We start from the raw sequence: 22569 nt of genomic DNA on the forward strand, positions 1-22569 counted from the left end.
TCAGCCGTGGTTCTTGCGGTACCGCTCGTACGCCTTGTTGACCAGGTCGATGTAGGCCTGCGCGCTCTTTCCCTTCAGCTCCGAGACGTAGGCGTCCCACTCGCTCAGCGGCCGCTGGCCGAGGGCGAACTTCAGCGTGTTCTGGGTGACGTGGTCCTTCAGCGCGGTCGCCCACAGCGTCGTCTGCTCCCGCTCCTCATCGCTGAGCGGCGCGGGTGGCGGAGTCACCCAGGGCGCGGGCTTGCGGGCGTTCATCTCCTTCTGGAACTCCAGTTCCTCCGGCGAGAAGAACGACTGCACCAGGTCGAGCTTGCCGCCGTAGGCGAAGACGCCGTTGTAGAAGCCGAAGTCCTTCTGCAGATGCTTGCTGCCCTTGGGGTTGAGCCCGATGACGTTGACGTCCGGGGCGAGGGTGCGCTTGCCCGAGGCGTCCTTGGTGTACGTGGTGCCCTCGACGCCCCACTTGGCGAACTCCTGGCCGGCGTCGGAGTACCAGAGCCAGTCGACGAACTGCATCATGGCCACGAAGTTCTTGCCCTCGCGGGCCTTGCTGGAGATCATCACGCCGTTCTCCAGCCGGCTCGCCGCGTTGACCGGGCCGGACGGACCGACCGGGAAGAGGATCTTGCCGAGCCGGGCGTTCGGGTTGATCTTCGCGATGTCCGGGCGGTAGTCGTTCACCAGGGTCTGCGCGTTCGTGCTGATCACGAAGGACTTGCCGCTGGCGAGCTTCTGCCGGGCCTGGTCGTCGGTCTGGGTGAACGTCTCCGGGTCGAGCAGCCCTTCGGCGACCAGCTTGTGGAGGTACTCCACCACCTGCCGGTAGCCGTCGGAGGCGCCGGTGAAGACGTACTTCCCGGCCGCGGCGTCCCAGCTCGTCGGCTGGTAGTTCCAGCCGGCGCCGGGCAGGCCGTGTGCCAGGGCGAGCATGTTCAGCAGGTTGCCGGCCGGGTTGGGCTTGCCGAATCGGTCGGAGAACGGGATGACGTCCGGGTGGGCCGCCTTCATCGCCTTGAGCATGGCGTACACCTCGTCCCAGGTGGTCGGGGACGGGATCTTCAGCTGCTCCAGCACGTCGGTGCGAACCGCGAGGGTGTAGTCCTGCCAGGGCTTCTCGTGCAGCCCGGGCAGCAGGTAGAACTTGCCGTCCTCCTGCCGGAGCGTGTCCATCTCCGGCTGGAGGTTCCACCGCTCGATCTTGTCCTTGAAGTGCGGCATCAGGTCGAGGTAGTCACTGACCGGCAGGATCGCGCCGGAGGAGACGTAGGAGTTCTCCTGCGGGTGGTAGGTCTTCGGGATGATCAGCGGGGCGTCGCCGGAGCCGACCAGCACGCTGCGTTTCTGCTCGTAGTCGCTCAGCGGCACGGCGACCGGGTCCAGCTTGACGTTCGTCCGCCCGGCCAGCTCGGTCCAGAACAGCCACTCGGGCTTGAGCGGGTAGTTCGGGTGGTTGTTGTAGAGGATCGAGAAGGTGACCGGCGCGGTCGCCTTGAACTGGTCCCCGACACCGTACTTCTCCATCGCGCCGGCACGGTTGCGGTCGAGGTCCTTCTTGTCGGGGGTGTCGTCACCGCAACCCGCCAGGGAGACGACGGCGGCCGCGCCGGTGGCGAGCAGCACCTGGCGCCGGGACAGCTGGGCCATGGGTTCTTCCTTCCGGTGGTGGGGGTGCGTGGGCGGCGGCTATCCCTTCACGGCGCCGAGCATGACTCCGGAGACGAAGTAGCGCTGGATGAAGGGATAGACCGCGAGGATCGGCAGGATCGTCAGCACGATCGTCACGGACTGGATGGTGGCGGCGGACTGGACGACGTCGCCGGCGCTGCCGAGGCCGCCGCCGGTCTGCGTGGCGTCGGTCGCGCCCGCGATGAGGTTGCGCAGGTAGACGGTGACCGGGAGCAGGTCCTGACGGTCCATGTAGAGGAACGCGGCGAACCAGGAGTTCCAGAACGAGACGGCGTAGAACAGCACCATCGTGGCGACCATCGCCTTCGACAGCGGCAGCACGATCCGCAGCAGCGTGCCGTACGTGTTCAGGCCGTCGACGGCGGCGGCCTCCTCCAGTTCGACCGGCAGGCTCTCGAAGAACGCCTTCATCACCAGCAGGTTGAACACGTTGATGGCGTTGGGCAGGGCGATCGCCCACACGGTGTTCTTCAACCCCAGGCTGGTGACCAGGACGTAGTTGGGGATCAGGCCGCCGGTGAAGAACATGGTGAACACGGCGATCCCGACCAGGGCGGTCCGGCCCCGCAGGTGCCTCTTCGACAGCACGTACGCGTAGCAGGTGGTCAGCACGACGGAGATGAGCGTGGCGACCACCGTGTAGAAGACGGTGTTGCGGTAGCTGACCCAGAACGTCGGGTCCGACGTCACCACGCGGTACGCGGTGAGGTTGAACCCCCGCGGCACGAGGTTCACCTCACCCGCGACGATGTACGCGTTGTCGCTGAGCGACCGGGCCACGATGGTGAGGAACGGATACAGCGTCACCACCACGACGCCGGTCAGCACGACGGCGTTCACCACCTGGAAGACGCGGTAGCCCCGGGTGGGCCGGGGGCCACGCGGCCGGGCCGCCGGTTGCCGCGTACGGGCCTGGGTACGCGGCTGCGTGCTCACCACAGGCTCGTCCCCACCGTGCGCCGGGAGATCGCGTTCGCCGACAGCACCAGCGTCAGCCCGATCACGGACTCGAACAGGCCGATCGCGGCGGCGTAGCTGAGGTTCCCGGAGACGATGCCCACCCGGTAGAGATAGGTCGAGATCACGTCCGCCGTCGGGTAGGTGAGCGGGTTGTACAGCAGCAGGATCTTCTCGAAGCCGACGGCCATGAAGGTGCCGATGTTGAGGATCAGCAGGGTCACCATCGTCGGCCGGATCCCCGGCAGCGTCACGTGCCAGGTCTGCCGCCACCGGTTGGCGCCGTCGATGCGGGCCGCCTCGTACAGGTCGCCGTCGACAGTTGTCAGCGCGGCGAGGTAGAGGATGGTGCCCCAGCCGACGGTCTGCCAGACCTCGGAGGAGACGTAGATCGTCCGGAACCATCCGGCCTGCTGCATGAACGGGACCGGCTCGCCGCCCACGGCACGCAGCATCTGGTTCACCGCGCCGTCCACCGACAGCAGCTGGAGGACCATGGCGGCCACGATCACGATCGACAGGAAGTGCGGCAGGTAGGACACCGACTGCACGAACCGCTTGAGGGCGCGGTTGCGCACCTCGTTGAGCAGCAGCGCGAGCACGATCGGCAGCGGGAAGCAGAACACCAGGGTCAGCGCGCCCAGCGCGAGCGTGTTGGTGAACACGTTCCAGAAGGTGGGGTCGGTGAAGAACAACCGGAAGTACCGCAGCCCGGTCCAGTACTCGCCGAACAGGCTGCCGCCCGGCTGGAAGCGCCGGAACGCGATCATGTTGCCGAGCATCGGCAGGTAGCGGAACGTCAGGAAGAACAGCAGCGGCAGGACGGCCAGCGAGTAGAGCTGCCAGTCCCGGCGCAGGGCCCGCCGCCAGGGCGTACGGCGACCGCGCGGGATCGGGGATGCCAAGCTCATCCTCCCGCCTGACCGTCGACCGGAACTTTCCGGTAATACGCCGTAAGCCTTTCGGAAATTTATGGGTATCGTTATCGCGTGTCAAGAGCGTCGATAGACAACTCCCTCGACCAGCTCCGTCGCTACACGCCGGCCGTCGTCGAGCCCACCGACTTCGACCGGTTCTGGCACGCCACCCTCGCCGCCGCCGCGGCCACCCCGCCGCTCGTCGGCGTCCGTCCCGAACCCACCGGTCTGCGGCTGGTCGACGTGTGGGACGTGACGTTCGCCGGCTTCGCCGGCGAACCGGTCCGGGCCTGGTACACCCGCCCCGCGGGCGTGTCCACGCCGCTGCCGGCCGTGGTGGAGTACCCGGGCTACGGACGCGGCCGCGGGCTGCCGGGCGAGCGGCTCACCTGGCCGGTGGCCGGTTACGCCCACCTGCTGGTGGACAACCGGGGACAGGCCGGACTGTTCAGCCGCGGGGACACCCCGGACCCGCACGACGCGCCCGGCGGGCCCAGCCCTGCCACACGGGGAATCCTGGCCCCGGACGACTACCACTACCGCCGTCTGATCACCGACGCGGTCCGCGCGGTCGACGCCGTCCGCGAACTACCCGGGGTGGACCCGGCCCGCGTCGCCGCGGTGGGCAACAGCCAGGGTGGCGGGCTGGCGCTCGCGGCGGCGGGCCTCGTCGACGGCCTCGCCGCGCTCCTGGTCACCGCCCCGTTCCTGTGCGACATCCAACGCGCCATCGAACTGACCGAGGCTTCCCCCTACGGTGAGATCGCCCGCTACCTGGCGGTGCACCGCGAGGCGGAGGAGCAGGTCCGGCACACGCTGTCCTATGTCGACGGGGTCAGCTTCGCCCGGCGGGCCACCGCTCCCGCGCACTTCGGGATCGGTCTGCGGGACGAGGTCTGCCCACCGAGCACCGGCTTCGCCGCCTACAACCACTACGCCGCCGCCGCATCGGCCACGCCGCTACGGGAGATGCACACGTACCCGTTCAACGGCCACGAGGGCGGCGAGGCCGTCCACGTCCGGCGGCAGCTGCGCTGGCTGGACGCGGTGATCCGTCCCGCCGGGACGGCAGCCGGCTGACGCACTCACCGCATGCGCGCAGCGGAGCGCCTGGACCTGGGCCGGCGCTCCGGACCAGGCGTCGTGGCGCCTGCGCGGGCACCGTCCGGAGCGACTTGTCGTCCGCCCCTAGACTGCGCCGATGGATGCTGAATTCGCTGCCAACGCCGCAGCCACCGCAGCGATCTTCGGAGTCTTCGGGATGGCCTGGTTCGGCTGGGCGCAGGAGGCGCCGCCCAAGGCGTGGCGTCCGTGGCTCGGCGCCGGCTCGGTGCTGTCCCTGACCGCAGCGGTCGTCGGCGGCATCGTCACCGTACGCACCTGGGACGAGGGCAGCTCCGTGGACGACAGGACGGGGCCGATCTTCGGTGTGATCGTCCTGATCGAGGTGGTCCTCTGTGCCGCCGGCGCGATCTGGCTCCGGCGGACCGGCCGCGCGCCCCTGGTTCCGGCGTGGATCGCCCTGATCGTCGGTCTGCACTTCTTCCCCCTGGCGCCACTTCTGGGGTATCCGGCCCTCGCGATCTGGGCCGCGCTCGTCACCCTGGTCGCGGTCGTCAGCGTCACCGTCGCCCGGCGGTACGACCTCACCCCCAGCGCCGTCGTCGGTGCCGGCACCGGCGCGACCCTCCTGATCGGAGCGGTGACCGCACTGGTGCACGCGCTCACCTAGGCGCACTGCCTGGCGCTGCTGAACAGCCGGGCAGGCCGGCCCGGCCGGGCGCTGCGGCTCGTCGACGACGGACTGGCCCGGCTGACGGCCGCGCTCGGCCCCGGCGAGCGCCCGCAGGACCTGGCCCGGCTGCGCCGCAACCGGGCGCAGGTTCACCTTGCGCTGGGCGATCCGGCGCGAGCGCCGGCCGACTGGCCCGGCCGCGGGCCGGGAGCGGGTGGGCGGGGAGTCAGCAGCCCTGGCGGCGGCTGTAGATCTGGTGGCGCTGACCAGCCCATCCGATGTAGCCGACCGCCTCGACGCAGTAGTTCGCCGTGCCGGTGACGGCGACCGGGCCGGCGTGATAGCTGAAGTCACCGGAATCGGTGTCCGCGCTACCCGAACGGGTGCAGTGCGCGCCCTCGTTCGAACGCTCCGCGCAGCGGTAGATCTGCACGAAGGTGGGTGCCGGCTTCCCGTATGCCGCGCCGCGGTGGTAGAAGCAGGCGCTGTTGGTGCCCCCGTTGCTGCTGTTGTAGTAGATCACCAGTTCACCGAGCCCGGACGACTGCACCTGGCTGTAGGTGATGGTCCCCGAGCAGGAGCCGGCCGCCTGGGCGGCGGGGGCGCCGACCGTCAGGCCCGCCCCGACGGTCACCAGTGCCGTCAGCATCGAAAGTACGCGCTTCATGAATCCCCGATCTACAGCAAGCAGGTCCATAGTGGATCATAGTCATCCGGTGGCCCTCGGCCCTCCACGGCCCTTGCGCAGGTCGCCGCATCCATAGGTGCTCACCTATTGACAAACATTGTTAACAATTGGACCCTGCTGAGAGAGCGCTCTCCCGTCCCTGTCTTCAGCGAGGTGTCGCCATGCGTGTCCGAAGAAAGCTGCTCGCCGCCGCGTCCGCCCTGCTCGCCGGGCTCGCGGGCGCCGTCGTCGCCACGCCCGCCCACGCGGTCGGACCGGCGTTGCTGCCCGTCACCGTCACCAACACCACCGGCCGCAGCGAGCCGGTGTTCCTCTATGTCATCGGCGTCCAGCTGTCCTCCGGCCGGCTCGGCTACGTCACCTCCGGCGGCGCCTTCGTCCCGTGGACCGGCGGGCAGATCCCGCCGTCGCCCGCGCCGGACGTCTCCATACCGGGCCCCGGCAACGGCGGCAGCACCACGATCCAGTTCCCCCGTGGCTTCTCCGGCCGGGCCTACTTCGCCCTCGGGCAGAAGCTGAAGTTCCTCCTCACCCCGGACGGGCTGGTGCAGCCCGCGCCATGGGCGGCCGGTGACGCGAACCGCGACATCCTCTTCGACTGGAGCGAGTTCACCTACAACGACTCCGGGCTGTGGCTCAACAGCTCTCAGGTCGACATGTTCGCGATCCCGCACGCGGTCACCGTGACCGGCGCCGACGGCGTCACCAAGCGCACCGGCGACGTGGTGGCCAACGGACGCAACGCGGTCATCGACGGGATCCGGGCGCAGCCGGGCTGGGCCGGCACCGTCTACACCCGCTCCGACGGGACCGTGCTGCGCGTCCTGGCTCCGGGCAAGGCGGCCGGGGCCGGCCTGCTGAGCGCCACCTACCTCGACTCCTACATCGCCTCCGCCTGGAACGCGTACACCACGAAGACGCTGACCGTGGCGCCCTTCGCCGACCAGCCGGCCATCCGGTACTACGGCCGCACCTCGGGCAACACCATGACCTTCACCAACGGCAGCGGCCAGGTGGTCGCCTCCTTCAACCGGCCCTCCTCGGCCAGCGTCTGGGGCTGCGACGGCGACCTGCCCGCGCCGAACGACCAGGTGGTCGGCCCGATCTCGCGTACGCTCTGCGCCGCCCTCAACCGGGGCACGCTCGGCACCGCCGACACCCAGCCCGGCACCAACGCCGCCGACTTCTACCGCAACAACCCCACCAACCAGTACGCCCGCCTGATCCACGCCAACATGACCGACGGCCGGGCGTACGCGTTCGCCTTCGACGACGTCGGCGGATTCGAGTCGCTGGTGCACGACGGCGACCCCCGTTCGGCCGGACTGATCCTCAGCCCGTTCACCGGCGGTGGCGGCGGCACCCCGACCACCGGGGTGCCCGTGGTCAGCAACTGGAACAACAAGTGCATCGACGTGCCGAGTTCCAACTTCGTCGACCGCGCGCCGCTGCAGATGTGGAACTGCAACAACACAAACGCGCAGAAGTGGACGTTCAGCGGCACGGCGCTGAAGAGCCAGAACAACAAGTGCATGGACATCGACGCCGGGTCCACCGCCAACGGGGCGGTGGTGCAGCTCTACACCTGCAACGGCACCGGCGCCCAGCAGTTCACCCTGAACGCGGCCGGAGACCTGGTCAACCTGCAGGCCAACAAGTGCGTCGACATCAAGGACTGGAACGGCGGCGACGGCGCGAGGCTCCAGCTCCGGGACTGCGCGGGCACGGCCAACCAGAAGTGGCGCAAGGGCTGACCGGCCGTGCGACGGTGGCGGGGGCCGACCGCGAGTCGTCCCCGCCGCCGGCAGGGTGACGGAAGTGTCGACCACCGGGCGAGCCGGCGCGCGCCGCCTGCTCGCTGCGACCGGGCGGCGAGGATCCGTGATCGGCGACGTGGCGGCCGCTCGGCGTTGGATGATGGCGTGAGTCGTCCATGCACGAGAGGCTGCGGTGAATGACCGAGCATTTGCGGGCGCGCCCGGCACGCGAGGTGCTCGACGAGCATCTGCGCCTGTCGAACGAGGGCCGGTTCGCCGAGGACATCGAGCGCAACGTGTCGCCGGACTGCCTTGTCCTCGATCGTAGGGGAGTGTTCCGGGGGCACGCCGGGGTGCGGAAACTGGCGCAGTGGCTGAGCGCGGAGCTTCCGGGCGCCCACTTCACCTACACGACAGTGCTGATCGAGGATCGGATCGGGTTCCTGGAGTGGACCGCCGACGCACCGGGCGCGCGGGTCCGCGACGGCGCCGACTCGTACGTCATCGAGGACGGCTGGATCGTCGCGCAGACCATTCACTACACGGTGGAGTCGACCGCCGGAGCCTGAGCGGGTCCGAGCGCTCACCGGACCGGGACGAAGGTGGCGGCCAACACCCGCCAGGTGCCGTCCTCACGCACCCACAGCCGGGTGTAGCGCAACCGCGCGGACACGACGGCCCCGCCCTGAACCGCGTCCACCGCGGCGACCGTGCGGGTCACCCCGGTCTCACCGTCGTCCTGGACGTCGAGCGACTCCTCCACCAGTTCGGTGATCCGCAGGGCACCCGAGCGGTAACTCTCCAGGTCGTCCTCCTTGGTGAAGACCGTGCCGTCCGGTCCGGCACCCACGACCCGGGGGTGCAGAAGCGCGTCGAGAGACTCGACATCGGCGGCACGCTGAGCGGCTTGGAGCCGCCGTTCCGCAGCACGGAGATCCATCCACCGATCCTCTCCGGCGCCCCGCGCCACGACAAGCGGGTTAGCTCGCGGCAGAACGGCAACGCTGCGGGCCCACACGCTGTTCGCTGACATCTACCATCCTTGATCATGATCTCGACCGTGTGGCGGATACTCACCCGCCAGATCGACCCCAACCCGGCGCAGGACGACGCCCTGCTGCGCGAGGCGTGCACGCAGGCGCGGTACGGCTCCGACATCGGACCGGCCCGGAAGGCTCTGGCCGCCACCCGGGACGACTACGACCGCCGGGCACGGTACGTCCGTGTGCTGGCCGAATCGACCGCTCGCGGGCTGGGATCGCGGGTCGACCGTACGACCGGCCGGGTCGACACCACAGACGCGTGGACCGATCGCTGGGCCTCTCGCGCGCCCGCCGATCCGGACGCCCAGCTCGTCCGTGCCCGTTCGCTGATGGCACGGGCGTGGGAGGTGCGCGGCGGGGACTGGGCCTCCAACGTACGCCGGGAGCAGTGGGCCGAGTTCCACCGCCTGCTGGACCTGGCCCGGCAGGTGAACGATGTCGCGATGCGGCTCGCACCGGCCGACCCCACCCCGTGGGCGCACCGGCTCAATCTCATGATCGACGAGAGTGCGCCACTGGAGGACGTCGAGGAGACGTGGCGTGAGCTGACCAAGCGGGATCCCCGGCACCATCAGGGCCACGTCTTCAAACTGACCTACCACTGCCGGAAATGGAGCGGCTCGCACGAGGCGATGTTCGGCTTCGCCCGCTCGGTCGCCGCCACGGCGCCCACCGGCTCACCACTACTCGTGCTGCCGGTGCGGGCCGCCGCGGAGTGGGCGCTGTGGGAGCAGGATCGCGAACCCCACGGCGGTACCGCCGAGGAGATCGGCGAGCGGTGGCGACAGGATCCGGTCATGCAGTCGGATCTCGACAACGCGCTGAACCGGTGGTTCCACCAGCCGGCGGCCCGGCACGCCGACTGGCTCGACGACGCGAACTTCCTGGCGTACGGGCTGGTGCGCACCGGCCGCGACGCCGAGGCCGCGCCGGTGTTCGCGTCGATCGGCCGGTACGTGACCGGCGTTCCGTGGGCCTGGTGGGGCGACGAGCGGCACGACGCCGTCTTCCTCCGGGCCCGTCGCCGCGCCCTCCGCGCCGCCTGACCGCAGGCGAGGCCGTCGCGGCCACAGTCGATTCCCCCTCGGAGGAGCCGTTCTTACCACTCTCTTACGGGACAGCGGCCGGGCGTACGTGGAGCGTCGCGGGGCGCGATGCTGAGGTCCGGCCACCAATCCGGGAAGAGGGTCACCATGGGATCACCGGCACGGTACGGGCTGTCGGTAGCGACAGTCTCCACTCTGGTGGCGGGCGTGCTGCTCCCGCCGGTCGCGCCGGTCGCCGCCGCGACTCCTTCGACGTGGACGGCGACGGTTCCCGCGCTGATCCACGAGAGCCGGCTGACCGACGTGGCTGCCACCGGCCCGGCCAACGCCTGGTCCGTCGGCTACCAGGCGTCCACCTACACGGGGTACTCGATCGACCAGCCGTACGCCCTGCTGCAGTGGAACGGGCGGGCGTGGACGGAGCGGCGGCTGCCGCACGAGGCGCATGTGCTGTACAAGGTGGACGCGGCGAGCGCCCGGGACGTCTGGACGGTGGGCGTCCGGCGCGTCGGCGAGTCGTACGCCGGGCACTTCGACGGCGCAACCTGGACGGCGCACGCGCCGTGGCCCGCCCCGGCCGGGACCTCGGAGCTGCTGGACGTGGCCGCCACGGGCGGCGGACGGGCGGTGTTCGTCGGTCACGACGGCGGCCGGCCGCTGGTCGTGGAAGGCGGCACCGGTCGGTTCGGCCGGGTCGCGGTACCGGGGACGGAAGGGCTCAACGGTGTCCTGCGGGCGGTCTCCCGGACTCCCGACGGTGGTGTGTTCGCCGCCGGTGAACGGTACGTCGCCGACGCGCCCTACCCGGAGCCGATGATCGCGCAGCGCGTCGGCGGGTCGTGGCGGGTGGCGCCACTGCCGCCGATCCCGAGCACCCGGCTCACCGGCGTGTGGGCCCGCTCGTCGACCGACGCCTGGGCGGTCGGCACCCAGGACTACGACTCCGCGCCGAAGCCGGTCATCCTGCACTGGGACGGCCGGACGTGGCAGCGGGTGGCCGGACCGGCATCGGCCGGCTGGGTGTACGCGGTCGCGGGCGACGCGAACGGCAACGTCTGGATCAGCGGCACGAATCCGATCCCGCCGTACGTCGAGTACCCGGGCACGCTGTTGCTGCGCTACACCGTCGGGCGGTGGAGTGTCGCGTACGGACCGAAGGTCGACGGCAACGACCCGAGCCTGGACGCCCTGGCCGGCATCCCGGGAACCTCGTCGTTCTGGGGGAGCGGCACCGTGTCGACCGCCGGGCTCCGCCTCACCGCCGTGATCGAGCGGACCAGGTGAGGGCAGTCGTCGACCGGACTACGGCCCGGTCGCCAGCACGGACCGGGTGAGCGCCGTCAACCCCGCTTCCCAGCGTTCGTCGGGCCAGTCGCGCAGGTGCTCCACCAGATCGCTGCGCACGGCTGCCAGCAGGGCGTGGGCGAGGTAGTCGGCCGACTCCGGACCCCGGGCCTGGGACACGACGGCGGTCAGCGTGGTGTGCCAGTGCTCGTACGACTCGGTGCGGTAGGGGCTGCCGTCGCCCGCGTTCTCCAGGGCCAGCGTCAGCACCCGGTTGGCCTGCTTGAACCGGACCAGTTCCCGCAGCAGGTGCAGGGCGCGGTCCGCCGGCGAGTCGCCGGGCAGGCCCGCCGTGAGTGTCGCCTGTAGCTGTTCGCCGCGTGCGGTGTAGAGGGCGCGGATGAGCCCCGACCGGTCACCGAAGTGCCGGAACAGGGTGCCCTTGCCCACACCGGCGGCAGCGGCCACGTCGTCCATGGAGATCCGGTCGGGGTCGGTCGCCGCCTCGAACAGCCGGTCGGCGGCGGCGAGCACCGCCTCCCGATTCCGCGCCGCGTCAGCCCGCATCCCTGCCCCCTCCGCAAACGGACCGCCAGTCCGCTATGGTGAAGTGGACCGGCCGTCCGCTTATCGTAGATCACCGCGGCGGCCCGCCGACCGGAAGGAACAACAGTGCCGAGCACCGCCCCCGACGTTTTCCACCAGGCCCTGGAGCATCTGTTCGCCAAGGACATGCCGGGCTTCATCGCCCTGTTCGCCGACGACGCCGTCATGGAGTTCCCGTTCGCGCCGCCCGGGCGGCCGAGCCGGGTGGCCGGCCGCGCCGAGCTGCACGACTACCTCATCGACTACCCGCAGACCCTGGACATCCGGGAGCTCGCCGACGTCACAGTGCACGAGACAGCGGACCCGGAGGTGATCGTCGCCGAGTTCACCGCCACCGGCGTCGTCGTCGCCACGGGCGAGCCGTACCGGCTGCGGTACATCGCCGTCCTCACCGTCCGGGCCGGGCGCATCGCGTACTACCGCGACTACTGGAACCCGCTGGCCGTGCAGGAGCTGTTCGGCGAGGGAGCGCGCGCATGATCCTCGTCGTCGGAGGCACGGGAACGACGGGCCGGCTCGTCGCGGCGAAACTCGCCGCCGCCGGCCACGCGGCCCGCGTCGCCAGCCGCCGGGCGTCCGCCGGGGGCGTCCGCTTCGACTGGTACGACCGCAGCACGTACGACACGGCGCTGGACGGTGCGACAGGGCTCTACCTGATCGCGCCCCTCGGCGACGCCGACCCGGCGCCGACCATGCTGCCGTTTCTGGACCTGGCCCGGCGCGCCGGGGTGCGGCGGGCCGTCCTGCTCAGCTCGTCGGCGATCGAGGCCGGCACGCCCGGACTGGGCGAGGTGCAGGCCCAGCTCGGCGAGATGATCCGCGAGTGGGCGGTGCTGCGGCCGTCCTGGTTCATGGAGAACTTCGTCGGCGAGCACCCGCACGCCGCGAGCGCGCGGGAACGTGGCGAGATCGTCAGCGCCACCGGCGACGCCCGGGTGGGGTTCGTCGACCCGGCCGACATCGCCGAGGTGGCGGTGCGTGCCCTCACCGACCCGGCGCCCCACGACACCGAGCACGTCATCACCGGTCCCGAGCGGCTGAGCTACGCCGACGTCGCCGCCACCCTCACCGAACTCCTCGGCCGCCCGGTCCGGCACCGTGCCGTCGACGAGGACGCACTCACGGCGTACCACGAGGCTCACGGCCTCGCGCCCGACTACGCCCGCTTCCTCGCGGGCCTGGACACCGCCGTCGCCGCGGGCTCGGAGGACCGGGTGACGACGACCGTCGCGGACGTGACCGGCCGGCCGCCCCGATCGTTCCGGGACTTCTGCCGCGACCGGCCGGCCCGGGTGCCCTGAGGCCGGGCCGGTGACATCGGCCGCGCGTCACGCGCGGCGGTCGCGGAGCTCGCGCTTGACCACCTTGTCCATCAGGTTCCTGGGCAGTGCGCCGACCACCCGGACGACGTCGGGCCGGTCCGGTTCGTCGAGCCGGCCGTCGAGGAAGGCCCGCACCTCGTCGGCGTCGACGCCGGGCTCGGCGGCGACGGCCGCTGTCAGCCGTTCGCCCGCCACCGGATCCGGGCACCCGTAGACGGCCGCCTCGACGACTCCCGGGTGGCGGTGCAGGGCCGCCTCCACCGCCTGGGTCGAGATCCTCCGGCCGTGGCGCACCACCAGGTCGCCGATGCGGTCGAAGATGTGGAGGTGGCCGTCCTCGTCGACGTGCCCCAGGTCGCCGGTGCGCACCCACCCGTCGGCGAAGGCGCGGCCGTCGGGGTCGCGGTCGTAGCGCCGGGGCGGCGCGGGCGAGCGGAGCATGATCTCGCCGATCGCGCCCGCCGGCTGAGGCGTCCCGTCGGCGCCGGCGATGCGGACGTCGGTGCCGGGACCTGGACGGCCGACCGACCCGGCGTACGGCTGCCGGTCGTAGGTCCGGGCGTCCCGGTGCTCCGACCAGGGCGGCAGGGCGACGGCGGTGTAGGCGGGCGACGCCTCCGCCGACGAGTACATGATGTTCACGGTCGCCGCCGGGAACAACGCGGCGGTCCTGGCCCGTATCACCGGGGGGATCGGTGCCGAGCCCGTGTTGACCGCGCGGACACCGGAGAGGTCGTGCCGGCGGCCCACCTCGGCCCGGGCCATCCGCGCGGCGAGTGCCGGCGGCAGGTTCACCGCTCCGACACCGTGCCGGGCCAGGGTCCCGGCGACGTGCTCCGGGTCGAGGTGGGACAGGGCCAGCACGGCGGGGCCGGCGGTCAGGGCGCCCAGCAGCGTCGCCTGGCTCGCGTTGGTGCCGGTGACCCAGGCGCTCAGGAACAGCGACTCGGTGGGAAACAGCCGGATGTCGGGCGCCTGACCGCGGCCGTACGTGAGGTTGCCGTGCGGCACCGCGATCGCCCGCGGCCCGCTCGTGGTCCCCGAGGTGAACGCGATGTCCGACACGTCCGCGGGCCCGACCGGCACACCGGGCGGGACGCCGCGGCCGGCGTGCAGCCGGTCCGTCGGTACGGACCGGCAGGTGCCGCGGGCGGTGGGCCGCAGGCCGGCCGGATCGATCATCGCGATGGCCTCGGCCCGGTCCGATCGGTACGTGAGCTGGGCGGCGGTCATCCGGTCGGACAGGTGCACGGCCGCGCCGCCGGCCTTGAGGACCGCCATCCAGGCGAGGGCGTAGGCGATCCAGTCGGCGCCGCCGAACCGCAGCGCGACCCGGTCACCTGGCCGGATGCCACAGTCGACCAGCGTGCGGGCCATGCCGTCGGACCGGGTCGCCCACTCCGCGAAGGTCAGCTCGCGCGTGCCGTCGACGCTGATCGCCGTCCGGGCGGGCGTGGCGGCGGCGCGGACCCGCAGCAGCTCCGGCACAGTGGTGAGACGCGGCGGCGGGCCGAGGCGACTCCGGTCTGACGTGCCACTGCCCACGGTGCCACCCGCCTCCCCGCCGGACCCGTCCGTCGACGGCGTGAGGGTAGGCAGGCCCTGGTGGGACGCACTGCGCAAGATTGAGCACCGGCGGCGGCCGGGGGCCCGCAGGTCTGCCATTTGCGACTCGTCCGATTCGGGAACCACGCCCGATTGATAACGATGCATTGTGCTGGACCGATTGTCCAGCAGCCGTTCGGTCGATGAAACATGGCGGTCGGTGTTGGGGCGGTCCTCTCGCAGTGTTTGCGTACGTGTCGTAGGGTCTCTGGCACCTCGGCAGTCCTGTGAGGAAGCTCGCGCGGTTAATCCTGGGGAGGGATATTCGGTGAGATTCGAGGCGGCGGATCATGCTGGATTGGGAGAGGTTCTGCTGAGGTCGAGTGTTAATCGGAATTTGCCGGGTGTGCTTCGTCGCATGACGCGGCGTGAGCATCTCTACAACTCCGGCGAATTCGACAACTCTATCTATGTCATTCAATGCGGATATCTCAAGACCTCGACATTCTCGAGGGACGGGCGCCAGTGCCTGCTGGCGATCCACGGTCCCGGTGAGGTTCTCGGCGAGGCGTGTCTGGTGCCGGGGGTGCGCAACGAGACGGCGACCGCCATGCGCAGTGCGCTGGTCTGGCGGATCCGCTCGGCCGACCTGCTGTCGGCCGTCACCGACGACATGATGATGGAGCGTGTCGTCATGTGCCTGGCCGAGCGGATGTCCGAGCAGCAGCAGGCGATCACCAACCTGGTCACCATGAACAGTGAGCAGCGGCTCGCCGCGACCCTCCTGCAACTGGCCCGTAAGCTGGGCCACCGGACGGAAGCGGGCCTGCGACTCGACGAGCGGATCACCCAGGACGAGCTGTCCGGTCTCGTCGGCACCACCCGTTCGCGGATCGGCCACTTCCTCAAGAAGTTCCACCGGCTCGGCTATCTCGAGTCGCCCCGGGGCGCCTTCATCCTGATCAACGAGCGGCGGCTCGCCGCCCACGCGGGCGTGTGAGGCGGCCCTGACCCGACACCGTGGCCGGCCGTCGCGCGGCCCGCGGCACGCGCGACGCCGCCATGGGACGGCGTGCCCGGCTCCGGCGGACGACCACGCCCAAGAGTGGACCGATGCGCGGTTCCCGCCTTTACCGGGCAATTCCCTGGTCACGGGGCGTGCCTGCTCACTATTGAGCAGGCACGTTTGGTGGCCCGCCGATACGGTGACCGGCATCGGCGGCGTGCCGACGGGCGCAAATCCGCCGAGGTGAGACGGTGTCGGATCGGGGAGTGGGAACGTGCCCATTGCAGCGAATGCCCGGCGCGGAACTGTCGTAAAGGCGTGGAAATTTGCTACGCGTAATGGGGCGGGTCGCGCCGGCGGTTCGGTGTCGGAGAACTTCGTGCTGTTCATGCCCGTCTCGTGACCGACCGGATGGAAGGGACAGAAATGGTGCTTGGCGACTCTCTGCATGAGATCTTTCAGGCGCGAGCGATCCACGACCCCGACCGGATCGCCGTCGTCGCCGGCGACGAGGCGATCACCTACGGCGGGCTGCGGGAGCGTGCCGAGCACCTCGCCCTGCGGTTGCGTGCGGCCGGGATCGGCCCGGGGTCGTTCGTCGGGCTCTGCCTCGAACCCGGCCCGGATCTCGTCGCCGGCATGCTGGGCATCCTTTCGGCCGGGGGCGCCTACGTGCCGATCGACCCCGCCTACCCGGCGACCCGGATCGAGTACCTGCTGCGCGACAGCGCCGTGACGACCACCGTCACGGCCGGTGCCCTCCGCGATCGGTTGCCGTCGTCGGCCGCCGTGGAACTCGTCGACGCCGCGCCGCAGCAGCCGGACGCCTCACCGGCGCCGGCCGTCGGGCGATCCGACCTCGCGTACGTGATCTACACCTCCGGCTCGACGGGTGAGCCGAAGGGGGTCATGGTCGAGCACGGCAACGTGATCAGGCTGTTCGAGCAGCTCGCGCCGGTGGTGTCGTGCGACGAGCGGGACGTGTGGACGATGTTCCACTCCGGGAGCTTCGACTTCTCGGTCTGGGAGATCTGGGGAGCGCTGCTGCACGGCGGCCGCCTGGTCGTCGTGCCCGCCGGCGCCCGCCGCGCGCCGGCCCGCCTGCTCACGCTGCTGCGCGAGCAGCGCGTCACGGTGCTCAGCCAGACTCCCTCGGCGTTCCGGCAGCTCATCGCCGCCGACGCCGCCGGGGCCGCCGGCGGCTTTCCGGACCTGCGGTACGTCGTGCTGGGCGGCGAACGCCTGGACGTCGCGATGCTCCGGCCGTGGATCGCCCGGCACGGCGACGACCGCCCCGAACTGATCAACATGTACGGCATCACCGAGACCACCGTGCACGTCACGCACCGGCGCATCCGCTCGGCGGACCTGGCCGACCCGGGAGTCAGCCCGATCGGCGTGCCGATCGCGGACCTCCGGATCCGGCTGTGCGACGAGACGGGCGCTGTCGTACCCGACGGCGTGCCCGGCGACATCGAGGTCGCCGGGCCCGGCGTGGCACGCGGCTACCTCGGCCGGCCGCAGCTCACCGCGGAGCGGTTCGTGACCGACCCGGAGGGCGTGCGGTGGTACCGCTCCGGCGACCGGGCGGTCCGCCGGGCCGACGGCGAGCTGGTCTATCTCGGCCGGTCGGACGACCAGCTCAAGGTCAGCGGTTACCGGATCGAACCGGGGGAGGTCGAGGCGGTCCTGGCCGCCCACCCGGCGGTCTCCGGCGCGCTGGTGACGACGCGGGACCACGGTGACGGGGACGTCCGGCTGGTGGCGTACGTCGTGCCGGCGCCCGGCGCCGAGCGGTCCGGATCGCTGGCGGCGGAACTGACCGGCCTCGCCGCCGAGCGGCTGCCGGCCCACCTGCGGCCCTCGGCCGTGCACGTGGTGGACGAGGTGCCGCTCACCCCGCAGGGCAAGGCCGACCACGAGGCGCTGTGGGCGATGACCAGCCGGGCCGCGACGGACTCCCGCGTGCCCGACGCCGCCGGTGACACCGGCTACCCGCTCGTGGTCGTCACCGCGATCGTCGAGGAGATCCTCGGCCGCGGCGGTCTGCGCGCCGACGAGGACCTGTTCGACGCCCGGGTCACCTCGCTGGCCTTCGTCCGCATCATCGCGGCCATAAACGAACGCTTCGGCCTCTCGCTCACCGGAGCTGAACTCGACGGCTCGGCCACGCTCGAGACGCTGGCCGCGTGTGTGACAGCCGGTTCGAACGAGGGCGTCCGTGTCGCCGTCTGAGTCACCGTCCGCATCGGCAGCCGCTCCGCCCACGATTGGAGTCCCATGACCACCATCCCGAAGCAGGACTTCTCCCTCAGCCCCGACGAGCTGGCCGGCTTCCGAGCCAACGGCTTCTTCGGACCGTTCCAGGTCTACGAGATCGAGGAGATGAAGGCCGCCTGGCGGCGTGAGCGGCTCCAGCTGCTCGATCGCAGCAAGGCCGTGTACCAGGACGAGGCGGCGCAGTCCGGCAACACCAACATCTCCAACTACGACCGCCACCTCGACTCTTCGTTCCTCGCCGACCACATCAGCCGCCCGCAGATCGTCGACCGGGTCGCCAGCGTTCTCGGCCCGGACCTGCTGTGCTGGCGGACCGAGTTCTTCCCCAAGTACCCGGGTGACGAGGGCACCGACTGGCACCAGGCGGACACCTTCGCCAACGCCTCCGGCAAGCCGCAGATCCTCTGGCCGGACGAGGTCAAGGAGTTCGGCGGCACGATCACCGTCTGGACCGCGTTCACCGAGGCGAACGAGGAGAACGGCTGTCTCCAGTTCATCCCGGGCACGCATCAGCAGATGAACTACGACGAGACCAAGAAGATGCACTACGAGCCCGACCGGATCAACCAGGCCGACAAGGACGGGGTCCGGCGCGGCTTCTTCGGCTACGACTATCGGGAACTCCAGAAGGACCCGGACTTCAAGCCGGACGAGTCGAAAGCGGTGTCCATGGTGATGCGGCCGGGCCAGGCGATCCTGTTCTGGTCCACGCTCATGCACGCGTCGGTGCCGCACAGCGGCCGGACCGACGAGATGCGTCTCGGCTTCGCCGCCCGCTACGTGCCGACGAGCGTCCGCGTCTACCCCGACACGACCGAGATCGAGGAGTACGGCGGACGGGTCAGCCTCGACCGGTACGGCGCGGTCCTGGTCCGCGGCGAGGACCGGTACGGCTTCAACCGGCTGTCCACGGAGACGACCCGGGGACACGCCTTCACGCGGCGGTAGCCCTCCGGCCCCGGGCCGCATCCTGCCCCGAACCGCACTTCGTCAGGAGGCACGTGCTCCCACCCCGAGCCCGGGCCGTGTGGCGGCTCGCCACGGCCGTACTGGACGTCACACCGTTGATCAATGTGCTTCCGAGCCCCGTCCCGATCGCCGCCGACTGCTCCGCCGCACTGCTCGACGCGGTGCGGCGGCGGCTGGGGGCGCCGCCGTTCGACGTACGGCCGTCCGCCGCGGCGGCCGACCTCGACCCGTTCGCGCGGGTGGTCAGCGACCGGCTGCGCGCCGCCGCCGAGGCGGCGGGTGGCGAGGACGCGCTGGACGACGTCGACGAGGCCGTCGCCGCCGCCGTCGCGGACAGCTTCGACGAGCGGTACCCGGTCACGCCGGTGCCGGCCGTCGACGGCACCCTGCTCCAGGCCCGCGCGCTCGGCCGGCCGGCGGCGGAAGCCGTCGTCGTGGTGTCCGCCTGCGGGATGCCGGCGAAGCTGTGCGAGCCGTGGCTGCGTCGCCTGGCCCGCGACCACTACGTCCTCACCCACGACACCCGGGGGCTCTTCGGCGACATCGACGGCTTCTCCGGCGCCACCGGCGTGCCGGCCCAGGCCGCGGACGTCCTGGCGGTGACGGAGCACTTCGGCGTGAGCCGGGCACACCTGGTCGGTCTGTGCGGCGGCGCGGTGGTCTCCCTCGCGTTCGCCGCCGACCACCCCGGGCGGGTCGCGTCGATGAGTCTCTGGCACGGCGACTACGAGCTGGGCCCGGACTGCCCGCGCACGGAGCACCAGCGCAACCTGCGTGCTCTGCTGGACATGACAGCCGACGGCCGGGTGTCGGCCGAGTCCATGTTCGCGGTGATGAGCGGGTCCATGCTGCGCGGCACGCCGCCCGGGCTGGCGCATCTGGTGCTCTACCCGTACGCCACCCCGCGTCTGCTGAAGCGGTACTGCCGGCTCAACGGGGCGATCATGGGGACGGACGCGCGAGCCTGCCTGCCCGCCGTGAGCGGGATCCGCACGCTCGTGGTCACGAGTGAGGACGACGCCACCGCCCACCCGGAGGGCTCACGTCGCGTCGCCGCCGCGATACCCGGCGCCCGCCTGCACGTCGCCCCGACCGGCGACCATCTCTCGCTGTTCGAAGGCCGGCCCGAGTTGCTCGAACTCGCGGCCTCGTTCGTCAGGGAGGCGTCATGACGGCCGAACGGCATCGCACCGAGAACCAGGAGTCACGGGCCGACCAGGAGGGAGGCTGTGCCATGTCGCGCGGTCTGCTGTCGCTCGGCGAGCAGTTGCGCTACCTGGTGCAGGACCGGGCGCTCAGCGCCACGACGATGCGCGTGCCGAAGCACTCGCACATCTACAACTGCGGTGAACGCGACGGCAACATCTACCTGGTCGAGAGCGGCCAGGTCCGCACCGTCAGCCTGTCCCGCGACGGCAAGCGCTGCCTGCTGTCGGTCTACACCGACGGGGACGTCTTCGGCGAGCTGTGCATCCTGCGTGAGAACCGGATCGAGACCGCCACCGCGATGACCCCGGTGGCGCTGCGGCGCATCCCCAAGACGAGGCTGCTCGAGGCGGTGGCCGAGGCCGGGTTGCAGGGCGCCTTCATCCGGCATCTGACCGGCCGGCTGTCCGAGCAGCAGCAGATCATCACCACGCTGGTGACGATGGACAGCGAGCAGCGGCTGGCCACGATCCTGCTACGACTGGCCCGCAAGCTCGGCAAGCGGCAGGGCGAGTACCTGTGCATCGTCGAGCGCATCTCGCAGGAGGAACTGGCCTGGATGGTGGGCACCACCCGGTCACGCGTCGGCTACTTCCTCAAGCGGTTCCACGACGCGGGCTTCGTGCGCCGCACCCGCGAGTCGTACCTGCTGGTGCACGAGGAGCTTCTCACCGGCTATGTGCAGAAGCTGATGTGACCGCGCCACCCGTCCTGCACAACGTTGAGCAGTGCCGGTCCCGGTCCGCGGTTAGCGTCCACACGCCGCACCAAGTCCCGCCGTAGTCGCCCTCGGCCGTAACGAAGGGAATGCCGGTGACCATCACGTCGCGCCCGACATCCGCGAAATCCGACCCCTGGTCGTTCCTGCTGCCGGCGCAGCACCAGACGACGACCGCGCCCGACGAGATCCTGCACTCCGGCAACGCCGGTCTCATCATCCACCGGGTCGGCCAGGTGGCGTACGAGTTCCGCGACGAGGCCCGCGAGTTCGCCCGGAGCCTTCAGCAGCACAACAACCAGGTGCTGCACCCGTACGCGACGGCGTTCGTGTACGAGGAGGTGTTCGGCCGGCAGGAGCGGCTGCACTGGCTCATCCACATGCGGGCGCCCAACGACTACGGCCGGCTGCTCGAGATGGTCGAGCACGACAGCGACTTCAAGGAGATCGCCCAGGGCGACCGCCTCACCGACCGCGGCGGCGGCAACTGGGAACGCATGTTCGGCGAGGCGACGTTCCAGGAGACCGTCATCGTGCCGCAGCACGGGCTCACCCACGCCGACGAGGACGACGATCTGGACGGCCTGTTCGCCGCGCCCGCACACCACCAGACGGACCAGCCCGCCGACCGGATGCTGCACTCCGCCAACGCCTGCGCGATCGTGCACCGCCGGGCGCAGGTGAAGTACGAGATGCGCAAGGAGGGCCGGCAGTTCGCGTACGAGTGGCAGGAGCACATCAACCGCGCGCTCGCCGGCGAGGCCACCATCTTCCTGTACGAGGAGACCTGGGGACGCCAGGACCGGATCCACTGGCTGATCCACCTGCGGACGCTGGACGCGTACCGGCACCTGATGCGGCTCGCCGAGACCGACGACGATTTCCGCGCGCTGCTCGACAAGCAGTTCGTCGCACCGCACAAGGGCGGCGGCACGTGGGGCCGGATGTTCGTCGAGGGATCCATCAACGACACGGTGCTGGTGCCGCACACCGCCCGCACCGGCCGCTGACGCGGCCGGTGGCAGCGACGATGCCCGGCCGGACCGTCCGGCTCTCCGAGTCGGCGGCGGTGCTCACCGTCGTCCTGAACCGCCCGGACCGGCAGAACAGCATCACCTCCGCGCTGCTCGCCGACCTGCACCACGCGCTGGACCGGGCGGAGCAGTCGCCGACCTGCCGCCTCGTCGTGATCAGGGGCGAGGCCGGGATCTTCTCGATGGGCATGGACCTGGCCGAGGCGGGGACGGCCGGAGCCGGCACCGACGAGCTGGCGGAGAACGGCGCCCGGGAGTTCCTCGGCCTGCTCCGGCGCCTCACGACCATCGGCCGCGTCGTGGTGTCCCAGGTGGACGGCACGGCTGCCGGTGGCGGCGTCGGCATCGCCGCCGCCAGCGACTTCGTGTACGCCACCCCGCGCAGCCGGTTCAGCCTGCCGGAGGCGCTGTGGGGCCTGCTGCCGTGCTGCGTGCTCCCGTTCCTGATCCGGCGCGTCGGGTTCCAGAAGGCGTACGCGATGACCCTGGGCACCCACCCCGTGGGCGCGGAGCAGGCCGCCCGCAGCGGCCTGGTCGACGAGGTCACCGACGACCCGGACGCCGCGCTGCGCCGGCTGCTGATGCGGGCGTCGCGGATCGACGGGGCGACGGTGGCCGACACCAAACGCTACTTCGACCAGCTGTGGATCATCTCCGAGCAGACCGAGGCGGCAGCGGTGCGGGAGTTCGGCCGGCTCATGTCGTCGGCGCCGGTACGGCGGCGCATCGCCGACTTCGCCGCGCACGGGAAGTTCCCCTGGGAGAGCTGA

Annotated in this window: 22 protein-coding genes; 15 read left to right on the top strand and 7 right to left on the bottom strand. The window is 71.0% G+C overall.

The features are described 5' to 3' along the window. The 3 genes from GA0070562_RS05640 to GA0070562_RS05650 are packed head-to-tail and all read right to left on the bottom strand — an operon-like array spanning position 1 to position 3554. Positions 1-1644, bottom strand: a complete 1644-nt coding sequence (locus GA0070562_RS05640) for an ABC transporter substrate-binding protein (RefSeq protein ID WP_091416353.1) — start codon at positions 1642-1644, stop codon at positions 1-3. Positions 1645-1683: 39 nt separating this feature from the next. Then, positions 1684-2622 (bottom strand): carbohydrate ABC transporter permease, encoded by a 939-nt coding sequence (locus GA0070562_RS05645; protein ID WP_175438650.1) that lies wholly within the window; start codon positions 2620-2622, stop codon positions 1684-1686. Continuing rightward, positions 2619-3554 (bottom strand): ABC transporter permease, encoded by a 936-nt coding sequence (locus tag GA0070562_RS05650; protein WP_175438651.1) that lies wholly within the window; start codon positions 3552-3554, stop codon positions 2619-2621. The genes GA0070562_RS05645 and GA0070562_RS05650 overlap by 4 nt, the downstream gene beginning before the upstream one ends. A 78-nt stretch (positions 3555-3632) precedes the next feature. On the opposite strand from GA0070562_RS05650, the gene GA0070562_RS05655 reads away from it, so the two are divergent. Together GA0070562_RS05655 and GA0070562_RS05660 are read left to right on the top strand one after the other, a co-directional pair. Continuing rightward, a complete protein-coding gene (locus GA0070562_RS05655; RefSeq protein WP_091416357.1) occupies positions 3633-4640 on the top strand; it encodes an acetylxylan esterase in 1008 nt (335 codons plus the stop codon). Positions 4641-4761: 121 nt separating this feature from the next. Next, positions 4762-5292, top strand: a complete 531-nt coding sequence (locus GA0070562_RS05660; protein ID WP_091416360.1) for a hypothetical protein — start codon at positions 4762-4764, stop codon at positions 5290-5292. Positions 5293-5521: 229 nt separating this feature from the next. Here GA0070562_RS05660 and GA0070562_RS05670 read toward each other — a convergent pair whose 3' ends face one another. Next, positions 5522-5962, bottom strand: a complete 441-nt coding sequence (locus GA0070562_RS05670; protein WP_091416365.1) for a hypothetical protein — start codon at positions 5960-5962, stop codon at positions 5522-5524. A gap of 182 nt (positions 5963-6144) precedes the next feature. Between GA0070562_RS05670 and GA0070562_RS05675 the strand changes: the two genes are divergently transcribed. Beyond that, positions 6145-7737, top strand: a complete 1593-nt coding sequence (locus tag GA0070562_RS05675; protein WP_091416368.1) for a glycoside hydrolase family 64 protein — start codon at positions 6145-6147, stop codon at positions 7735-7737. Positions 7738-7937: 200 nt separating this feature from the next. Then, on the top strand, positions 7938-8309 hold the full coding sequence (locus GA0070562_RS05680; protein ID WP_091416370.1) for a nuclear transport factor 2 family protein: 372 nt from the start codon (positions 7938-7940) through the stop codon (positions 8307-8309). Between the two features lie 14 nt (positions 8310-8323). On the opposite strand, the gene GA0070562_RS05685 is transcribed toward GA0070562_RS05680, so the two are convergent. Further along, positions 8324-8680 (bottom strand): nuclear transport factor 2 family protein, encoded by a 357-nt coding sequence (locus GA0070562_RS05685; RefSeq protein WP_091416373.1) that lies wholly within the window; start codon positions 8678-8680, stop codon positions 8324-8326. A 108-nt stretch (positions 8681-8788) separates the two neighbouring features. Between GA0070562_RS05685 and GA0070562_RS05690 the strand changes: the two genes are divergently transcribed. Then, positions 8789-9829 carry a DUF4034 domain-containing protein gene (locus tag GA0070562_RS05690; RefSeq protein ID WP_091416377.1) on the top strand — a complete coding sequence of 347 codons (1041 nt, stop codon included), beginning with the start codon at positions 8789-8791 and terminating at the stop codon, positions 9827-9829. A gap of 147 nt (positions 9830-9976) precedes the next feature. Beyond that, positions 9977-11113, top strand: a complete 1137-nt coding sequence (locus GA0070562_RS05695) for a hypothetical protein (RefSeq protein WP_091416380.1) — start codon at positions 9977-9979, stop codon at positions 11111-11113. Positions 11114-11131: 18 nt separating this feature from the next. Here GA0070562_RS05695 and GA0070562_RS05700 read toward each other — a convergent pair whose 3' ends face one another. Further along, on the bottom strand, positions 11132-11680 hold the full coding sequence (locus GA0070562_RS05700) for a TetR/AcrR family transcriptional regulator (RefSeq protein WP_091416383.1): 549 nt from the start codon (positions 11678-11680) through the stop codon (positions 11132-11134). A 105-nt stretch (positions 11681-11785) separates the two neighbouring features. On the opposite strand from GA0070562_RS05700, the gene GA0070562_RS05705 reads away from it, so the two are divergent. Beyond that, positions 11786-12199: a nuclear transport factor 2 family protein gene (locus tag GA0070562_RS05705; RefSeq protein WP_091416386.1), complete on the top strand. Its 414-nt coding sequence runs from the start codon at positions 11786-11788 to the stop codon at positions 12197-12199. Then, complete coding sequence (locus GA0070562_RS05710; RefSeq protein ID WP_091416389.1) at positions 12196-13020, top strand: Rossmann-fold NAD(P)-binding domain-containing protein; 825 nt, start codon at positions 12196-12198, stop codon at positions 13018-13020. Before GA0070562_RS05705 ends, GA0070562_RS05710 begins: the two co-directional genes overlap by 4 nt. A gap of 27 nt (positions 13021-13047) precedes the next feature. Here the strand turns inward: GA0070562_RS05710 and GA0070562_RS05715 are convergent, their stop codons facing one another. Further along, positions 13048-14586 (bottom strand): class I adenylate-forming enzyme family protein, encoded by a 1539-nt coding sequence (locus GA0070562_RS05715; protein ID WP_175438652.1) that lies wholly within the window; start codon positions 14584-14586, stop codon positions 13048-13050. A gap of 418 nt (positions 14587-15004) precedes the next feature. Between GA0070562_RS05715 and GA0070562_RS05720 the strand changes: the two genes are divergently transcribed. The 7 genes from GA0070562_RS05720 to GA0070562_RS05750 all read left to right on the top strand — a co-directional run bounded on the left by GA0070562_RS05720 (position 15005) and on the right by GA0070562_RS05750 (position 22569). Continuing rightward, on the top strand, positions 15005-15586 hold the full coding sequence (locus GA0070562_RS05720) for a Crp/Fnr family transcriptional regulator (RefSeq protein WP_091416396.1): 582 nt from the start codon (positions 15005-15007) through the stop codon (positions 15584-15586). A gap of 432 nt (positions 15587-16018) precedes the next feature. Next, positions 16019-17827, top strand: a complete 1809-nt coding sequence (locus GA0070562_RS05725) for an amino acid adenylation domain-containing protein (protein WP_244253919.1) — start codon at positions 16019-16021, stop codon at positions 17825-17827. A 45-nt stretch (positions 17828-17872) separates the two neighbouring features. Beyond that, a complete protein-coding gene (locus tag GA0070562_RS05730) occupies positions 17873-18820 on the top strand; it encodes a chlorinating enzyme (RefSeq protein WP_091416403.1) in 948 nt (315 codons plus the stop codon). 53 nt (positions 18821-18873) lie between these two features. Continuing rightward, the gene (locus tag GA0070562_RS05735; RefSeq protein ID WP_139135434.1) at positions 18874-20013 is read left to right on the top strand and encodes an alpha/beta fold hydrolase; all 1140 of its coding nucleotides are present in this window, start codon (positions 18874-18876) and stop codon (positions 20011-20013) included. Next, positions 20010-20744 carry a Crp/Fnr family transcriptional regulator gene (locus GA0070562_RS05740; protein WP_208576406.1) on the top strand — a complete coding sequence of 245 codons (735 nt, stop codon included), beginning with the start codon at positions 20010-20012 and terminating at the stop codon, positions 20742-20744. The genes GA0070562_RS05735 and GA0070562_RS05740 overlap by 4 nt, the downstream gene beginning before the upstream one ends. Before the next feature lie 116 nt (positions 20745-20860). Beyond that, a complete protein-coding gene (locus GA0070562_RS05745) occupies positions 20861-21775 on the top strand; it encodes a DUF6039 family protein (RefSeq protein WP_208576407.1) in 915 nt (304 codons plus the stop codon). A gap of 20 nt (positions 21776-21795) precedes the next feature. Further along, positions 21796-22569 (top strand): enoyl-CoA hydratase-related protein, encoded by a 774-nt coding sequence (locus GA0070562_RS05750; RefSeq protein ID WP_091416413.1) that lies wholly within the window; start codon positions 21796-21798, stop codon positions 22567-22569.

Source organism: Micromonospora tulbaghiae (genome assembly GCF_900091605.1).
Classification (GTDB): Bacteria; Actinomycetota; Actinomycetes; order Mycobacteriales; family Micromonosporaceae; genus Micromonospora; species Micromonospora tulbaghiae.

Excerpts from the sequence above, each read along its gene's own strand:
- GA0070562_RS05700 (WP_091416383.1), bottom strand. The coding sequence starts at position 11,680 with ATGCGGGCTGACGCGGCGCGGAATCGGGAGGCGGTGCTCGCCGCCGCC.
- GA0070562_RS05730 (WP_091416403.1), top strand. The coding sequence starts at position 17,873 with ATGACCACCATCCCGAAGCAGGACTTCTCCCTCAGCCCCGACGAGCTG.
- GA0070562_RS05710 (WP_091416389.1), top strand. The coding sequence starts at position 12,196 with ATGATCCTCGTCGTCGGAGGCACGGGAACGACGGGCCGGCTCGTCGCG.
- GA0070562_RS05680 (WP_091416370.1), top strand. The coding sequence starts at position 7,938 with ATGACCGAGCATTTGCGGGCGCGCCCGGCACGCGAGGTGCTCGACGAG.
- GA0070562_RS05740 (WP_208576406.1), top strand. The coding sequence starts at position 20,010 with ATGACGGCCGAACGGCATCGCACCGAGAACCAGGAGTCACGGGCCGAC.
- GA0070562_RS05660 (WP_091416360.1), top strand. The coding sequence starts at position 4,762 with ATGGATGCTGAATTCGCTGCCAACGCCGCAGCCACCGCAGCGATCTTC.
- GA0070562_RS05720 (WP_091416396.1), top strand. The coding sequence starts at position 15,005 with ATGACGCGGCGTGAGCATCTCTACAACTCCGGCGAATTCGACAACTCT.
- GA0070562_RS05685 (WP_091416373.1), bottom strand. The coding sequence starts at position 8,680 with ATGGATCTCCGTGCTGCGGAACGGCGGCTCCAAGCCGCTCAGCGTGCC.
- GA0070562_RS05675 (WP_091416368.1), top strand. The coding sequence starts at position 6,145 with ATGCGTGTCCGAAGAAAGCTGCTCGCCGCCGCGTCCGCCCTGCTCGCC.
- GA0070562_RS05725 (WP_244253919.1), top strand. The coding sequence starts at position 16,019 with ATGGTGCTTGGCGACTCTCTGCATGAGATCTTTCAGGCGCGAGCGATC.
- GA0070562_RS05695 (WP_091416380.1), top strand. The coding sequence starts at position 9,977 with ATGGGATCACCGGCACGGTACGGGCTGTCGGTAGCGACAGTCTCCACT.
- GA0070562_RS05750 (WP_091416413.1), top strand. The coding sequence starts at position 21,796 with ATGCCCGGCCGGACCGTCCGGCTCTCCGAGTCGGCGGCGGTGCTCACC.
- GA0070562_RS05690 (WP_091416377.1), top strand. The coding sequence starts at position 8,789 with ATGATCTCGACCGTGTGGCGGATACTCACCCGCCAGATCGACCCCAAC.
- GA0070562_RS05640 (WP_091416353.1), bottom strand. The coding sequence starts at position 1,644 with ATGGCCCAGCTGTCCCGGCGCCAGGTGCTGCTCGCCACCGGCGCGGCC.
- GA0070562_RS05670 (WP_091416365.1), bottom strand. The coding sequence starts at position 5,962 with ATGAAGCGCGTACTTTCGATGCTGACGGCACTGGTGACCGTCGGGGCG.
- GA0070562_RS05650 (WP_175438651.1), bottom strand. The coding sequence starts at position 3,554 with ATGAGCTTGGCATCCCCGATCCCGCGCGGTCGCCGTACGCCCTGGCGG.